Annotated in this window: 16 protein-coding genes; 3 read left to right on the top strand and 13 right to left on the bottom strand. The window is 26.8% G+C overall.

All coding sequences use genetic code 11. From position 1 onward, the window contains the following. Window positions 1–187: 187 nt before the first annotated feature. From mnmA to atpB, 10 genes are all read right to left on the bottom strand, one after another. On the bottom strand, window positions 188–1378 hold the full coding sequence (gene mnmA / locus H0H47_RS00415; protein WP_185866087.1) for a tRNA 2-thiouridine(34) synthase MnmA: 1191 nt from the start codon (window positions 1376–1378) through the stop codon (window positions 188–190). 103 nt (window positions 1379–1481) lie between these two features. Continuing rightward, window positions 1482–2600 carry a molecular chaperone DnaJ gene (dnaJ, locus tag H0H47_RS00410; RefSeq protein WP_185866086.1) on the bottom strand — a complete coding sequence of 373 codons (1119 nt, stop codon included), beginning with the start codon at window positions 2598–2600 and terminating at the stop codon, window positions 1482–1484. Window positions 2601–2612: 12 nt separating this feature from the next. Continuing rightward, window positions 2613–3161, bottom strand: a complete 549-nt coding sequence (locus tag H0H47_RS00405) for a nucleotide exchange factor GrpE (protein ID WP_185866085.1) — start codon at window positions 3159–3161, stop codon at window positions 2613–2615. Window positions 3162–3248: 87 nt separating this feature from the next. Then, window positions 3249–4247 carry a tryptophan--tRNA ligase gene (gene trpS, locus H0H47_RS00400; protein WP_185866084.1) on the bottom strand — a complete coding sequence of 333 codons (999 nt, stop codon included), beginning with the start codon at window positions 4245–4247 and terminating at the stop codon, window positions 3249–3251. Window positions 4248–4332: 85 nt separating this feature from the next. Beyond that, entirely contained in the window at window positions 4333–5205 is an 873-nt protein-coding gene (gene atpG, locus H0H47_RS00395; RefSeq protein WP_185866083.1) for an ATP synthase F1 subunit gamma, read from the bottom strand. An 11-nt stretch (window positions 5206–5216) separates the two neighbouring features. Further along, complete coding sequence (gene atpA / locus H0H47_RS00390) at window positions 5217–6797, bottom strand: F0F1 ATP synthase subunit alpha (protein ID WP_185866082.1); 1581 nt, start codon at window positions 6795–6797, stop codon at window positions 5217–5219. Window positions 6798–6814: 17 nt separating this feature from the next. Beyond that, window positions 6815–7363: an ATP synthase F1 subunit delta gene (gene atpH / locus H0H47_RS00385; RefSeq protein WP_185866081.1), complete on the bottom strand. Its 549-nt coding sequence runs from the start codon at window positions 7361–7363 to the stop codon at window positions 6815–6817. 18 nt (window positions 7364–7381) lie between these two features. Continuing rightward, a complete protein-coding gene (atpF, locus tag H0H47_RS00380; RefSeq protein WP_185866080.1) occupies window positions 7382–7870 on the bottom strand; it encodes a F0F1 ATP synthase subunit B in 489 nt (162 codons plus the stop codon). Between the two features lie 10 nt (window positions 7871–7880). After that, window positions 7881–8108 carry an ATP synthase F0 subunit C gene (atpE, locus tag H0H47_RS00375; protein WP_185866284.1) on the bottom strand — a complete coding sequence of 76 codons (228 nt, stop codon included), beginning with the start codon at window positions 8106–8108 and terminating at the stop codon, window positions 7881–7883. Between the two features lie 13 nt (window positions 8109–8121). Beyond that, window positions 8122–9180, bottom strand: a complete 1059-nt coding sequence (gene atpB, locus H0H47_RS00370) for a F0F1 ATP synthase subunit A (RefSeq protein WP_185866079.1) — start codon at window positions 9178–9180, stop codon at window positions 8122–8124. Between the two features lie 142 nt (window positions 9181–9322). Between atpB and H0H47_RS00365 the strand changes: the two genes are divergently transcribed. Then, a complete protein-coding gene (locus H0H47_RS00365; protein WP_185866078.1) occupies window positions 9323–10468 on the top strand; it encodes a trans-sulfuration enzyme family protein in 1146 nt (381 codons plus the stop codon). Here the strand turns inward: H0H47_RS00365 and cysS are convergent. The 3 genes from cysS to nadE all read right to left on the bottom strand — a co-directional run bounded on the left by cysS (window position 10460) and on the right by nadE (window position 13479). After that, window positions 10460–11920 (bottom strand): cysteine--tRNA ligase, encoded by a 1461-nt coding sequence (gene cysS, locus H0H47_RS00360; protein WP_185866283.1) that lies wholly within the window; start codon window positions 11918–11920, stop codon window positions 10460–10462. The genes H0H47_RS00365 and cysS overlap by 9 nt on opposite strands. A gap of 11 nt (window positions 11921–11931) precedes the next feature. After that, window positions 11932–12507 (bottom strand): GTP cyclohydrolase I FolE, encoded by a 576-nt coding sequence (gene folE, locus H0H47_RS00355; RefSeq protein ID WP_185866282.1) that lies wholly within the window; start codon window positions 12505–12507, stop codon window positions 11932–11934. 195 nt (window positions 12508–12702) lie between these two features. Next, complete coding sequence (gene nadE / locus H0H47_RS00350; protein WP_185866077.1) at window positions 12703–13479, bottom strand: NAD(+) synthase; 777 nt, start codon at window positions 13477–13479, stop codon at window positions 12703–12705. 23 nt (window positions 13480–13502) lie between these two features. Here nadE and tsaB point away from each other — a divergent pair, with 23 nt between their 5' ends. After that, the gene (gene tsaB, locus H0H47_RS00345; RefSeq protein WP_185866076.1) at window positions 13503–14138 is read left to right on the top strand and encodes a tRNA (adenosine(37)-N6)-threonylcarbamoyltransferase complex dimerization subunit type 1 TsaB; all 636 of its coding nucleotides are present in this window, start codon (window positions 13503–13505) and stop codon (window positions 14136–14138) included. 51 nt (window positions 14139–14189) lie between these two features. Continuing rightward, on the top strand, window positions 14190–15119 hold the full coding sequence (gene hemC / locus H0H47_RS00340; protein WP_185866075.1) for a hydroxymethylbilane synthase: 930 nt from the start codon (window positions 14190–14192) through the stop codon (window positions 15117–15119).

The following is a 15119-nucleotide window of genomic DNA, read 5'->3' as shown; positions in this document are numbered from 1 at the left end:
TATTTTTGTAATAACATAATTTTTTGATTAATTTATGAATATATTGTAAAGTTTATAATCAAAAATTCTCTCTGAAACGTATTATTATTAATAATAAAAAAAAAATGGTTTTTTTTGAAAAAAACAAAATTTTTACATTTGTAAAAAATATTCAATGTTTTACAAAGTAAATATGAAATAATCTTATTTAAGAGATAACTCCTGATCCTACTAATTCTTTTCCAAGATACCAAGCCGCAAACTGTCCTTCTGTTATAGCACATTGCATTATTTCAAATTCTATGAACATTCCTTTTTTTATTTTATATAATTTTGATTTTTGTAATGGTTGTCTATAACGAATTCTACAAAAAACATCCATTTTTTCTCCTTCGTTAAGACTAAGATCTTTCCTGATCCAATGAATGTTTTCTTCCTGAATAAATAAAGATTTTTTATACAAACCGGGATGTTTTTTCCCCATTCCAGTATAAACAATATTTTCTTTCACATCAGTTTCAAGAACAAAAAGGGCCTCTTTGTAACCTCCTACTGCTATTCCTTTACGTTGTCCCTTAGTAAAAGAATGAGCTCCTTGATGATATCCAATTATTTTTCCATCTGATTTTTTATACTTTTTTTTTCTTGATAAAAAAAATAACTCTTCTTCTTTAGAAAAAAAATTTTTTTTTTCTTTATATACTGAAGCATCAGAATTGATATTAACCACTTCTCCTTTTTTTGGAATAATTTTTTTTTTTAGAAAATTTGGCAATTTAATTTTTCCTACAAAACAAATACCTTGTGATTCTTTTTTATAAGCATTTCGTAATCCATTTTTTTCTGCTATTTTTCGAACTTGATTTTTCGTTAACAAACCTAATGGGAATAAGGATTTTTCCAATTGATATTGTGTTAATTGACACAAAAAATACGATTGATCTTTATTAAGATCTTTTCCTATTAAAAGACGATAAATTGTTTTTTTGTTTTTTATAATTTTTTCTTTATTCACATAATGGCCTGTAGCAATAAAATCTGCTCCTAAATCAATGGCTTTTTTTAAGAAAATATTGAACTTAATTTCTTTGTTGCACAAGATATCAGGATTAGGAGTTTTCCCTGATTTATAGTTATTAAACATGTAATTAATAACATATTTTTTGTATTCCTTTTTCATTTCAATAACTTGAAAAGGAATATTTAATTGTTTAGACACTAGCATTGCATCAATTTTATCTTCTTTCCAAGTAGTACATTTATTGAAAACGGAATCTTCTTCTTCCCAATTATGCATAAATAAACCAATAACTTCATAACCTTTCTTTTTAAGAATTAATGCAGCAACACTTGAATCAACCCCTCCTGAAAGTCCAACTACTATTTTAACCTTTTTCATTATGTCTCATTATGTGTTGTTATTGATTTACCGAATTTATAAAAATTTTTTTGGAAAAATTCTATTTTATGACGATAATCTTTAATTTGACATTAAATTCTTTTTAAGAAAACATTTCTCTTACACGATCAAAAAATGACTTTTCTGAATTACCGGGATGAGGAAGAAAATTTTCATTTTTTCTCATTTTTTCGAAAAATTTTCTTTGTTCTTCATTAACTTTCTTTGGAGTCCAAACATTAACATGAATCAAAAAACTTCCATGTCCATGTCCCTCAATATTAGGTAATCCTTTATTTTTTAATCTAAGAGTTTTTCCTGATTGTGTACCTGGATCTATTTTAATTCTTGCTTTTCCATTAATAGTAGGAACTTCTTTTGAAGCTCCCAATATTGCATCTGGAAAAGAGATATATAAATCATAATGGAGATTGTCCCCTTCTCTTTTCAATTGAGGATGAGGAATTTCTTCAATTAACACAATCAAATCTCCAGGGATTCCTCCAAATGGAGCTTCATTTCCTTTTTCAGAAACTTTAAGTTGAACTCCTTCTGTAAGCCCTGCGGGTATTTTAATATTCACTAATTCTTCTTCTTTAATTAATCCATGTTTATTTGCTCCATAAGGTATATTTTCAACATTTTTTCCAGTACCTAAACATGTATGACATTGAGAAGTTGTTTGCATTCTTCCTAAAATAGTATTGGTCACACGTATAATTTGACCTGTTCCATTGCAAGATGAACAATTTTTAAATTTGATTCCTTTAGCTACTTTAAGTCTTTTTACTTTAACTTTTTTTTCTACCCCATTAGCTATTTCTTCTAATGAAAGTTTTACTCTTATTCTTAAATCACTTCCTTTAACAGTTTTATGTCGATTCGATCTTCCAAATCCAAAACTAGAAAAACCTTCTCCAAATGCATCAGCGAAAATATCTCCAAAATTTGTAAAAATATCTTCCATATTCATTCCTGAACTAGACCCGCTTTCTTTTACCCCAGAATGTCCAAATTTATCATAACGTTGTCTTTTTTCTGGGTTACTTAAAATTTCGTAAGCTTCAGCTGCTTCTTTAAATTTTTCTTCTGCTTTTTTTTTATCATCCAAATTCTTATCTGGATGATATTTTATTGCTAATTTTCGATAAGCTTTTTTAATTTCTTTTGAAGAGGCATTTCTAGAAACTCCTAATACTTCGTAATAATCTTTTTTCACCATGAAGATAAAAATTTATTTTCCGGTTATGACTTTAGCATGTCGTATGACTTTTTCCTTAAGAATATATCCAGCTTCTATAATTTCTATGATTTTTCCTTTTAAATTTTCTGTAACAGCTGGAATTTGTGAAATAGCTTCGTGTAAATCTGTATTAAAATCATCTCCTTTTTTTATTTTTATTTTATTTAATCCTTTTTCTTTTAAAATTTTAATAAGTTTTTCTTGTATTAAAGAAACTCCTTTAACGAGAAGTTCATCTTTAGACTTTTTTAACTCTTTAAGTCCTCTTTCAAAATCATCTAAAATAGGAATTAAATCTATAAAAATTTGTTCATGAACAGCTCTAAAAATATCAAATCTTTCTTTTTGAATACGTTTCTTATAATTTTCAAATTCTGCAAAGAGACGTAAGAACTTGTTTTTTTCTTTTTCTAATTTTCCTTGAATAAGCTCTATTTCTTTCTTTAACGGATCCTTTTTTTCTTCTTGACAAGATCCTATATTACAGTCTTTGTTAGATGGATCTGACTGTTTTTCATTCTTTTTTTGATTAATATCCATAATATAAAAATATTTTCAACACAATTCTATGGACTAAAAGCAAAAGATTTGCCAAAAATTTAATTATGTCATTATGACATTTTTTAATTAAATCAACTTGATCGGTTTGAATTCTAAACATTTTCTAATATCATTCAACCTTTCACTCGCTATCTTTTTTGCTTTTTTAGCGCCTAAGGAAAGAATATGATCTAATAAAGATTTATTTTTCATGAAAGAAAAAAATTTTTTTCTTTCTGTTGAAAATTTATGAATTATAAGCTCGTATAAAGCTATTTTAGCCTCAGAATATCCATATCCTCCTTTTAGATATTTTTCTTTCATTTTATCTATTTCTTCTAAAGAAGCTATCAATTTATATAAATACATCACATAATCTGTTTCAGGATTTTTCTTTTCTTCCAAAGATTTACTATCCGTACGAATGCTCATAATTTGTCTTTTCAAAATTTCATCTGAAGAAAAAATGTTAATCCAATTTTTTTTCGATTTACTCATTTTTTTTCCATCTGTTCCAGGAACTGACATAGTTTTTTTTTGAAAAAAAGCATGAGGCAATAAAAATAATTTTTTCCCTATTTTTTTATTAAAAGAACTGGCTATACGTCTAGCTATTTCTATATGTTGTAATTGATCTTTTCCTACGGGGACAATTTGAGCGTTATAAAGCAAAATATCAGCAGCCATTAAAATAGGATAAGAAAACAAACCCATACTAATTTTTCTTTTATCTATTTTCGTGATTTCATTTTTAAATGAATGTGCCAATGTAAGTCTTTGATAAGGAAAAAAACAACTGAAATACCAAGCTAATTCCGTAACTTCTGAAACATCTGATTGTCTATAAAAAAGACAATTCTCCGTATTCAATCCAAAAGCTAACCAAGCTGCCGCAATTTGATAAGTATTATTTCTTATTGTTTTTATATTATTTATTTGAATCATAGAATGTAAATCTGCTATAAATACAAATGAAGAATTTTTTTCATTTCTATTAACAATGTCTACAGATGGAATTATAACACCTAAAATATTTCCTAAATGAGGAGTCCCTGTACTTCTAATTCCTGTTAATATTTTTTCCATAATTGTTTTTGTAAACAAATGTATAATTAAATCAAATAAACTAATTTTAATGAATTATTTATTTACTTTTCAATTGGAAATTTGATTATTTTTTTTCATTTAAAGATTCTAATCCACTGATAATTTCAAGTATTTCTTTTGTAATTGTAGTTTGTCTTTCTTTATTGTAGTTCAATACTAGATCATTTTTAATGTCATATGCGTTTTCTGTGGCTTTATGCATAGAGATCATACGCGCTGTATGTTCTGATTCAGAAGACTTTAAAAAAGTTTTTAATAGTTTTGCATGTAAATATTTTGGAATTATATAATTAAATATTCCTTTTTGGGAAGGTTCTAAAATAGGATAAATTATTGTTTTTTTTTTTCTAAAATCCATAGATAATGGAAGAAATTTTTCCACAACAATTTCTTGAAATAATGATTTTTTCAGAAGATTGTTATATATTAAATGAATAGAAGAAAATTTTTTTTGAATGAAGTTTGAAATTAATTTTTTTGTTAAGATTTGAATTTTTTCATTTGTTTTAGTAAAATTGTCTCCCCAATCTATCCAATTGTTATCCTTATCATATATGTTATATCTTTTTTCTAAAAAATCGAATCCTTTTTTCCCAATCGAAAAAAACATGCATTTATTATGTGAGTACTTTTTTTTTTGAAAAAGATAATTGATTTTTTCAAAAATTAAGGAGTTAAAAGAACCGCATAATCCACGATTAGAAGTAAATAAAATAAATAATTTATTTTTTCCTTTTTCTAAAAAATATTTATTTTTCTCCGTTAAAAAAAAATCTGAAAAAAGTAATTCTATATGATCAAAATAAGTTTGGATATTCCTCAGTAAATTTTTGGTTTTTCGTAGTTTTATAATAGAGATCATTTTCATAGCCTCCGTAGTTTTACTAACTGATTCTATAGATAATATTCTTCTTTTGATCTCTTTTGGATTAGACATAAAAAAAAAATTTAGTATACGTATTTATTACTTAATTCCAAAGCAATTTTTTCCAAAATTTCAGATATTTGATCATCAAGAATTCCATTTCTTAATGAATTTAATAAATCTTCATGTTTTTCTTTCAAATAAAAAAGATATTCTTTTTCGAAATCTGAAATTTTATGAATAGGAATCTTTTTTAAAAGATTTTTTGTTCCAACATAAATAATAGCTATTTGATCTGCTATATCATATGGAGAATGAGGAGGTTGTTTTAGTATTTCTATGTTAATTTTTCCTTTTTTCAGAATTTCCATAGTTGATGGATCTAATTCAGATCCAAATTTTGAAAAAGATTCCAATTCTCTAAATTGAGCTTGATCTAGTTTTAGAGTTCCAGATATTTTTCTCATAGATTGAATTTGAGCAGATCCTCCTACACGAGATACAGATATACTTTCATTAATAGCGGGACGAACTCCAGAATGAAATAAATCTTTTTCTAAAAAAATTTGTCCATCTGTTATGGAAATTACATTGGTCGGAATATAAGAAGATATATCTCCAGATTGAGTTTCAATAATAGGTAAAGCCGTTAAAGAACCTCCACCTTTGATCTCTTTTCGAATAGACTCTGGAATATCATTCATTTTTTCAGCCATTTTTTGATCTGTGATAATTTTAGCGGAACGTTCTAAAAGACGAGAGTGTAAATAAAAAACATCTCCTGGATATGCTTCTCTCCCTGGAGGACGTCGTAATAATAAAGAAATTTCTCTATAAGAGACAGCTTGCTTTGACAGATCATCATATATTACCAAAGAAGAACGACCAGTATCACGAAAATATTCTCCGATAGCAGTTCCTGAAAAAGGAGCAAATACCTGCATTGAAGCTGGATCAGAAGATTTAGCTGCAACTATTACTGTATAAGGCATGGCCCCATTTTCTTGTAGAGTCTTGGTTACTCTAGCTATTGTAGATCCTTTTTGACTAACAGCTACGTAAATACAATAAACTCTCTTATTTTTATCAAAAAATTTTTTTTGATTGATAATTGTATCAATAGCTATAGTTGTTTTTCCCGTTTGTCTATCTCCAATAATCAATTCTCTTTGTCCTCTTCCTATAGGGATCATAGAATCTATGAATTTAATACCAGTTTGAAGAGGCTCTTGGACCGGTTCTCTGTAAATGACGCCTGGAGCTTTTCTTTCCAATGGCATATCAAATAATTTTCCTTCTATAGGTCCTTTTCCGTCAATAGGATTTCCTAATATATCAACAACACGACCTAACATGCCTTCTCCAACTTTTATAGAAAAAATTTTTTTTGTTCTTTTAACTGTATCTCCTTCTTTGATATTTTTTGATGGACTGAGAAGAACAATACTCACATGATCCTCTTCAAGATTCAATACTATGCCTTTATCTCCGTTCTGAAATTCCACTAATTCTCCATAAAAAGCGGAATTTAGACCAAAAGACCTAGCAACACCATCTCCTATTTGAATGATAATCCCATATTCGAATAGTTTTGACTCGAATTGAAAATTCGATAATTGTTCTTTAAGAATCGATGATATTTCAGAATATTTTAAATCTGACATGAAAATAAAATCTTTTTTTAAAAATTTTTTAAAAATTTTTTAATGCAAAATAATTGTTCTTGAACACTAAAATTCCATTCTTTGTATCCTATACGAAACAAGACCCCTCCAATGATAGATGGATCTATTTTGTTAATTATGTGAATTTTATTTTTATGATAATTAGGAAACATTTTAATTTTATGTGTAATTATTTTTTGCATATCTGTATTTAAAGGAAACGCGGAAACAACAAGGCATTTTATGAGTCCTTTTTTTTCTTCTTTATATATTTCTAGATATTCTAAAAATATCTCTTTTAAAAGAGATTCTCTTTTTCGTATGATTAAAAGTTTTACAAATTGAAAGAGTGATGCGTCAAAATGATAAAGAATTTTTTTGAAAATTATTATCTTTTTATTTGAACTTAACAATGGAGTATAAAGAATTTTACTTAAATCTACATTTTGATACAATAAAGAAAATACTTTTTTAACCTTATGATAAAATAAATCATTGTCATTCATTATAGAATATTCAAAAAAAACTCTAGCGTAATGTTTAATTATTTTTTTATTTGAAAACATTTTAACATCAAATATCAATCAATATAATTTATCAACCAACTCTTTGATAAACTTATCTTGTTGGTTAGGTTGATTCAACTCTCTTTTTAATATATTTTCAGCTATTTTTATAGAAATTCCTCCTATTTGATTTTTTAATTTATAAATAGCAGCCTCTCTTTCTATTTGAATATTTTTTTTTGTTTCTTCTAGAATTTTTTTCTTTTCTCTCAAACTTTCCTCTTTTGCTTTTAGTTTGATTTTTTCTTTAATTTGAATAGCTTCTTTCAAAATTATATCTCTCTTCACACGAGTTTCTTTTAATATTTTGTTTTTTTGATTTTCTACATTTTTCAATTCATTTTTCATTTGATTCGCCTTTTCAATAGAGATTCTAATTTTTTCTTCTCTTTGATCAATAAAATTCATGATTGGCTTCCAAGCAAATTTTGAAAGAAATAATATGAGTATTAGAAATATTATAGTATGCCAAACAATCAATCCAACAGAAGGTGTAACTAGATCCATTTTTAAAAAATTATTTAAATACAGCTAACAATGTGGTCACTATTCCAAAAAGTGCTGCTCCTTCAATCAGTGCAGCTGCAATAATCATTGCATTCTGTATTCTTTCTGAAGCTTCAGGTTGTCTAGCAATAGCATCCATTGCAGAACTTCCTATTTTTCCAATTCCGAGTCCCGCTCCTACTACTGCAAGACCAGATCCTAAAGCTGCTAATCCAGAGTAAGTTAAATCTATATCCATATGATTAATATTTTTAATGTGTTTCACTTTCATAATTTTTGACAGCCATTCCTATAAGCAAAGAAGATAAAGTAGTAAAAATAAAGGCTTGCAAAAAGGCTACCATAATTTCTAACATAGAAATGAAAAAACCGAAAATTATGGAAAAACCGGCTATGAAAAAATTCTTAAATATAAAAATAAGACAAATAAAACTTAAAATAATTATGTGTCCAGCTGTTATATTAGCAAATAAGCGAATACACAAAGTTAATGGTCTAATAAAAATTCCAATAAACTCTATAGGAGCTAATAAAAATCTAATCCCTATTGGGACTCCTGGCATCCAAAAAGTATGTTTCCAATAACTTTTACTTGAATTTATATTGGTGATGATAAATGTAGCTATAGCCAAAACAAATGTAATGTTTATGTTTCCAGTAACGTTTGGAAATCCTGGAATAAGTCCCATCAAATTATTAAATAATATAAAGAAAAAGGATGTTAATAAAAAAGGTAGATAAGTTTTGTATTTTCTTTCTCCAATATTAGGAATTACTATTTTATCACGTATAAACAAAATCAAAAATTCTAAAAAAATGCCTAAACTCCATTTCATTTGATGATTTCTGTAACTTTTTCTCATTCGAATAAAGAGAAAACATAAGAAAAAGAAAGAAATCAAAAGAGCAACCACATTTTTTGTAATAGAAAAATCCCAAGGTTTATTATTAATTGGAATTCCTTTTTTATTTAAATGAAATCTTCCAATTGAATTGGTACTATATATTTTCCCCTGATACATTTTATAATACCCATGCTTTCCTTTAACTACTTTCTCGCATAATAATTTAGATGAAGAAAAAATTTCTAATCCATTGTTCCACAATATAACAGGCAAGTATAAAACAATTCCATTATTGTGAGACCCTGCAATGTGCCATTCATGAGAATCACTGACATGCTCAAAAATCGTATCAGATATATCTATTTTATTTTGACTGTCCTGATTTTTGTTTTTTTGTATTTCAGCATCAGAAGACAAGGTAAAAATAAAAGATAAAAAAAATAAGAACAAATTTTTTGAAATCATTTATTAAGAATCAAAAAAATAGCAAACAAATTTATATATTTTCCAAAAAATAGTATTGTTTTCTTTCAAAATAATTTTTTTCAAAAAATTATATTTTCATTTTTTGAGTACATTTGCATTCAATATTTTTATGAAATTTACAATGAAGGAAGAAACAAAGCTCATTCAAAACATATTATCAGATCCTCTTACAGGGGCTATATCTACGCCAATCTATCAAACATCAACTTATGTTCAGGAATCACCTGGAGTTCATAAAGGATTTGATTACACAAGAACAAATAATCCTACAAGAAAAATTCTGGAACGTTTAATCACTGATTTAGAATACGGCTATGACAGTTTAGCGTTTTCTTCAGGATTAGCATCTGTAGATGCTGTTTTGAAATTATTAAAATGTGGAGATGAAATAATAGCTGTAAATGATATTTATGGAGGGACTTTTCGTTTATTAAATTTGTATAAAAAATTAGGACTTAGTACTAAGTATGTAGATACAACTAGCGCAAAAAAAGCTATATCAGTTATTTCTAATAATACAAAATTGGTTTGGTTGGAAAGCCCTACAAATCCTACTTTAAAAATTTCTGATATAGAATACATTAGTGAAGAATCCAAAAAGATAAATCCAAAAGTATTAATTGTAGTAGACAATACTTTTGCTTCTCCTGCCATTCAAAATCCTTTAAAGTTAGGTGCAGATATAATCATCCATAGCGCTACAAAATATTTAGCAGGACATTCAGATGTGTTAGCTGGATTAATTACAGTAAAAGATCCTGATTTATATGAAAAATTGAAATACATTCAGAATGCAACTGGAGGAGTTTTATCTCCGATTGATTGTTGGTTAACAATAAGAGGGTGCCAAACTTTGTATTTACGTATTCAAAAACAATCTAAAAATGCGTTTCAAATTGCTTCTTTTTTAGAAAAGAAAAAAGAAAACTGTATTGATAAGGTTTATTATCCTGGATTACAAGATCATAAAAATCATCTGATAGCAGTTAAACAACAAAGATATTTTGGAGGGATAGTTTCTTTTAGTCTTAAAAACGATACAATAGAATCAGCAAAAAAAATTGTAACATCGACTAATCTATTTAAGCTAGCAGAAAGTTTAGGAGGAACAAAAAGTTTAATCTGCCATCCAGCCACTATGACTCATAAATCTACTCCTTTAGATGTTAGAATAAATGCTGGAATACAGGATTCTCTTATTCGTTTATCTCTTGGAATAGAAAACGGAGAAGATCTTATAGAAGATCTAGACCAAGCCTTAAAATAATTTATCATCATGAAATGGAATTCCTATATAGGATAATTCTTCTCGAATTCTATCCGATAGGATCCAGTTTTTTTGTTTTCTTGCTTCTGTACGAAATTTAATTAATCTTTCGATAAGTATTTGAAATTTCTCTTCAGAAGGATTTATTTCTTTTTTTTGTTCTTGAAGACCAAGAATATCAAAAACAAAATAAATCATATATTTTTTCAATAAATTGACATGAGATTTTCCTATATCATTTATAGAAAAAGAATTAACAACATGAGTAGCTTCAAATAAATGAGAAATTAATAGTGGAATATTAAAATCGTCATTGATCGCTTTATAACAAGATTTAATCCAATAAAACACATCAAAAACGTGATGATTCATTGTTAATGTTTTGGGATGTAAATTTTTTAATATTTTTACAGCTTTCATGATTCTATAATATCCTTTTTCGGCATTCATAAGTCCTTGATTTGAAAAATCCATAACGCTTCTGTAGTGGGATTGCAAAATAAAAAATCTGATAATGCTAGGAAAAAAAGTTTTTTTGCAAAATTTATTGTGAATGAGATCTTTTAGTTCCAGAAAATTTCCTGTGGACTTACTCATTTTTTTTCCATTTAAAGTTAACATATTAGTATGCATCCAATAATGTGCAAGATAATTTTTGTTATAAACACCTATAGCTTGTGCTAATTCACATTCATGATGAGGAAATTTTAAATCTATCCCTCCTCCATGGATATCAAAAATTTCTCCCAAATATTTCGTGCTCATAGCAGTACATTCTATATGCCAACCAGGAAATCCTTTTCCCCATGGAGAATTCCAACTCATAATATGACTAGGATGAGCTCTTTTCCAAAGAGAAAAATCTTGTAGATTACGTTTTTCTTCTGAAAAATTTAATTTTTTATTAAAAAGTTTATCGATTTTGTTCTTGCTCAGAATTCCGTAAGGATATAACTTTTTATATTCTTTTAAATTAAAATAAACAGAACCATTTATTTCATATGCTAAATTTCTTTTAATTAATTCTTTAATCATATCTATTTGTTCTATGAGATGACCCGTTGCTGTAGGTTCTATGCTTGGAGGAAGAACATTTAAAATACTTAATAAATTATGAAAAGAAAGAGTATATTTTTGAACTATTTCCATAGGTTCAAGTCCTTCTATGCGAGATTTTTTAGAAATTTTATCTTCTAAATCATTTTCTAAATGGCCAACATCAGTAATATTTCTAACATAACGAACTTTATAACCTAAATGTTTTAAGTATCGAAAAACAATATCAAATGATACGAACGTACGACAATTCCCTAAATGCAAGTGATTGTAAACTGTAGGACCACAAACATAAATTCCTACATGTTTTTTATGAATAGTTTTAAATAATTCTTTTTTTCCTGTTAAGGTGTTATATATTTTTAAATTATTTTTTATATAATTTATTTCTTCCATCATCCGTTTATTTAAGAAATTCCAATGTGATGTAGAAATTCTCTTCGAATTTCTGAGTTATTTTTAAAGGCTCCTACTAGTTCAGTTGTCACAGTGCTACTATCTATATCTCTAATTCCACGAGAATTTACACATAAGTGTTTTGCATCTATCACACATGCTACATCTTGTGTCTTTAACATTTTTTGTAAAGATTCAACAATTTGCATGGTTAGACGTTCTTGAACTTGTGGTCTTTTTGCATAAAAATTAACGATTCTATTAATTTTAGAAAGACCGACCACCTTTCCACTAGAAATATAACCAACATGAGCTTTTCCTACAATAGGAAGAAAATGATGTTCACAAGTGGAATAAACTGTTATATTTTTTTCGATCAACATTTGATTATACTTATATTTATTTTCAAAAATAGAAGGCTTAGGAGTGTTTTTTGGATTAAGACCGCTAAATATTTCTTGAATAAACATTTTTGCTACACGTTTTGGGGTTCTTCGTAAACTGTCGTCACTCATATCTAACCCTAGTATTTTCATAATCTGAAAAAAATGTTTTTCTATTTCTTCAATTTTTTCTTCATCATTCATCAAAAAAGCCTGTTTTTGTGAATAACTTTCATGATTGATTGAATAATTCAAAATATAGTTTTTGTTAGTGTTTTTTTTTTTAAAATTTTTTTCTTGTTTTCTTCCATCATAAAATGAACTTAATCCATATAGAGTGACAAAGTTACGAAAAGGATTCTGTATGGTTGTTCTATCATATTTTTATTGATATGATTTTTATTTTAGATAGGAAGGAATTTTGCAAACAGGAATGAGTCTCATTTTATGCTTATTTTTTTGATTTAAAATTTTATATTTTTTAAAAATTTCGTATTCTTTTTTTTTTAAAAAATTATAATCTTTATTTTTCGTTATTTCCATAGCCCATTCCAACTCTTTATATGTAACTCCTAATTGATCTTCATCCGATCGTTGATCTTCCCAAAGGCCATCTGTTGGTTTCGCTTTTTGAATTTCATTTAAAATGTTTAATTCACTGGCAATCAAACTAACTTCGCTTTTTTTCAAATCTGCTATAGGATGTAAATCTACCCCTCCATCTCCATATTTCGTAAAAAAACCTACCCCAAAATCTTCTACCTTATTTCCAGTTCCAACAACAAGATAATTTTTCATATTGGCATAATAATATAAAGTCAACATTCGAAGACGAGATTGAACATTAGCTAATTCCAAAGAATATTTTTTATTTTTATCATTAATAACATGACAAAAAGAAGTGAATAAAATCGATAAATCTTTTTTTAAATAATAAACGTTTGAGAATTTTTCAGTCAAAAATTTTGCATGTTTTTCTGATAAAAAATTTTTTTTCTTTTCTAAAATAGGCATTTCCAGTATCATTGTAGGAAATTTTGTCATGGAAGCTAAAAAAGAAGAGACAGAAGAATCTATTCCTCCAGATATTCCAATTATAAAACCATTTGCCTGAGATTTACGAATATATTCTTTTAACCAGGATACAATATATTTGATTATCTTTTTTGTTTTCATAATTTTTAGAAAATAAAATTTATATGTCTTTAATTTTAAATTTAGAAACTTCTACTAAAAATTGTTCGGTAAGTATTGCTAAAAATGGAATATGTCTGATTTCTGTAGAAGAGTGTTCTGAACAACATTTTCATTCAGAAAAATTACATACATTCATACAATATGCTACAGAAATTTCTAAAATCCGTCTTAAAGATTTAAAATCTGTTTGTGTAAGCAAAGGTCCAGGATCGTATACCTCTTTAAGAATCGGTTTATCAGCAGCTAAAGGTTTATGTTTTTCACTAGGAATTCCTTTATTATCTGTGGATACTTTAACTATTATGAGTCATAAAATAAATATAAAAAGTGGATTTTTGATTCCAATGATACATGCTAAATCTGACTTATTTTATACTTCATTATTTAATAAATCAAAAAAGAGATTGAGTTCTATTTTTAGAAAAAAAATTTCTGATATTTTTTTCACATGTTTAACGAAAAATGAAAAAGTATATTTCATAGGAGATACTGATTTAATAGATCAAAAATTATTTTCTAATAACAGTTTTTTTATTAAAGTTTATCCATCTGCAATGAACATGTCTTTCATTTCTTACGTTAAATTTTGTGATAGAGAATTCAATGATATTGAAAAATTTATCCCTTTCTATTTATGAAGTTATTAAATTTTATATAATATAATAATGATTAAAAATCCATAATTTTTTTTGAAAAAGATCATTAAAATTGGGACACGAAACAGTCCTTTAGCTGTTTTTCAAGCAAAAAAAGTCCAAAAATTACTTTATAAAGAAGGTTATCTTTCTCACTTATTTCAAATAAAATCTGAAGGTGATTTAATTCAAAATGTTCCTATTCATACATTAAAAAATATAGGAGTTTTTACAAAAAAACTGACTAATATTATGCTTTCAGGAGAAATAGATATGGCTGTTCACTCTTTAAAAGATGTTCCTATCAATTTGCCAAAAGGTATTATATTATCTGCTTATTTAAAAAGAGAAAATTTTTTTGATTCCCTAGTTTATAAAGGAGAAAATGATTTTTTATATGATCCAAAAGTTCATGCAGTGATAGCTACTGGAAGTATTAGAAGAGGAGCGTTTTGGAAAAGTCGCTATCCACATCATATATTGATTGATTTAAGAGGGAATATAAATACTAGACTGAATAAATTACAAAAAAATCCTTGGAAAGGTGCTATTTTTGCTAAAATAGGTTTAGACCGTCTAGGGATATTAAATAATTTTCAATGTTTTAATTGTAAAATTTTAGATTGGATGATCCCTTCTCCAGGGCAAGGAGTTATTGTTGTATCTACTCTTGAAAAAAATGACAATATTAATTGTTTAATAAAAAAATTAGATGATCAAGAAACTAGATTATCTGCAAATATAGAACGTCAATTTTTAAAAACTTTAGGAGGAGGATGCATAAGTCCTATAGGAGCACATGCCATTATAAAAAATAAAATTATTCATTTTACTGGAATATTGCTCAGCTTAGATGGAATACATAAAATCAAAAAAACTAAGATAGGGACTAATCATGATCTTATTGGATTTCAGTGCGCTGAAGAAATTTTAAAAGAAGGAGGAAGAGAAATATTAGAAAAAATAAAAAAAAATATTTCATAA

Source organism: Blattabacterium cuenoti, assembly GCF_014252075.1.
In the GTDB taxonomy this organism is placed as follows: Bacteria; Bacteroidota; Bacteroidia; order Flavobacteriales; family Blattabacteriaceae; genus Blattabacterium; species Blattabacterium cuenoti_AC.
The sequence above is the reverse complement of the archived record's forward strand: the minus strand, read 5'-3'. Positions and strand labels throughout refer to the sequence as shown.

Excerpts from the sequence above, each read along its gene's own strand:
- mnmA (WP_185866087.1), bottom strand. The coding sequence starts at position 1,378 with ATGAAAAAGGTTAAAATAGTAGTTGGACTTTCAGGAGGGGTTGATTCA.
- dnaJ (WP_185866086.1), bottom strand. The coding sequence starts at position 2,600 with ATGGTGAAAAAAGATTATTACGAAGTATTAGGAGTTTCTAGAAATGCC.
- H0H47_RS00405 (WP_185866085.1), bottom strand. The coding sequence starts at position 3,161 with ATGGATATTAATCAAAAAAAGAATGAAAAACAGTCAGATCCATCTAAC.
- trpS (WP_185866084.1), bottom strand. The coding sequence starts at position 4,247 with ATGGAAAAAATATTAACAGGAATTAGAAGTACAGGGACTCCTCATTTA.
- atpG (WP_185866083.1), bottom strand. The coding sequence starts at position 5,205 with ATGTCTAATCCAAAAGAGATCAAAAGAAGAATATTATCTATAGAATCA.
- atpA (WP_185866082.1), bottom strand. The coding sequence starts at position 6,797 with ATGTCAGATTTAAAATATTCTGAAATATCATCGATTCTTAAAGAACAA.
- atpH (WP_185866081.1), bottom strand. The coding sequence starts at position 7,363 with ATGTTTTCAAATAAAAAAATAATTAAACATTACGCTAGAGTTTTTTTT.
- atpF (WP_185866080.1), bottom strand. The coding sequence starts at position 7,870 with ATGGATCTAGTTACACCTTCTGTTGGATTGATTGTTTGGCATACTATA.
- atpE (WP_185866284.1), bottom strand. The coding sequence starts at position 8,108 with ATGGATATAGATTTAACTTACTCTGGATTAGCAGCTTTAGGATCTGGT.
- atpB (WP_185866079.1), bottom strand. The coding sequence starts at position 9,180 with ATGATTTCAAAAAATTTGTTCTTATTTTTTTTATCTTTTATTTTTACC.
- H0H47_RS00365 (WP_185866078.1), top strand. The coding sequence starts at position 9,323 with ATGAAGGAAGAAACAAAGCTCATTCAAAACATATTATCAGATCCTCTT.
- cysS (WP_185866283.1), bottom strand. The coding sequence starts at position 11,920 with ATGGAAGAAATAAATTATATAAAAAATAATTTAAAAATATATAACACC.
- folE (WP_185866282.1), bottom strand. The coding sequence starts at position 12,507 with ATGAATGATGAAGAAAAAATTGAAGAAATAGAAAAACATTTTTTTCAG.
- nadE (WP_185866077.1), bottom strand. The coding sequence starts at position 13,479 with ATGAAAACAAAAAAGATAATCAAATATATTGTATCCTGGTTAAAAGAA.
- tsaB (WP_185866076.1), top strand. The coding sequence starts at position 13,503 with ATGTCTTTAATTTTAAATTTAGAAACTTCTACTAAAAATTGTTCGGTA.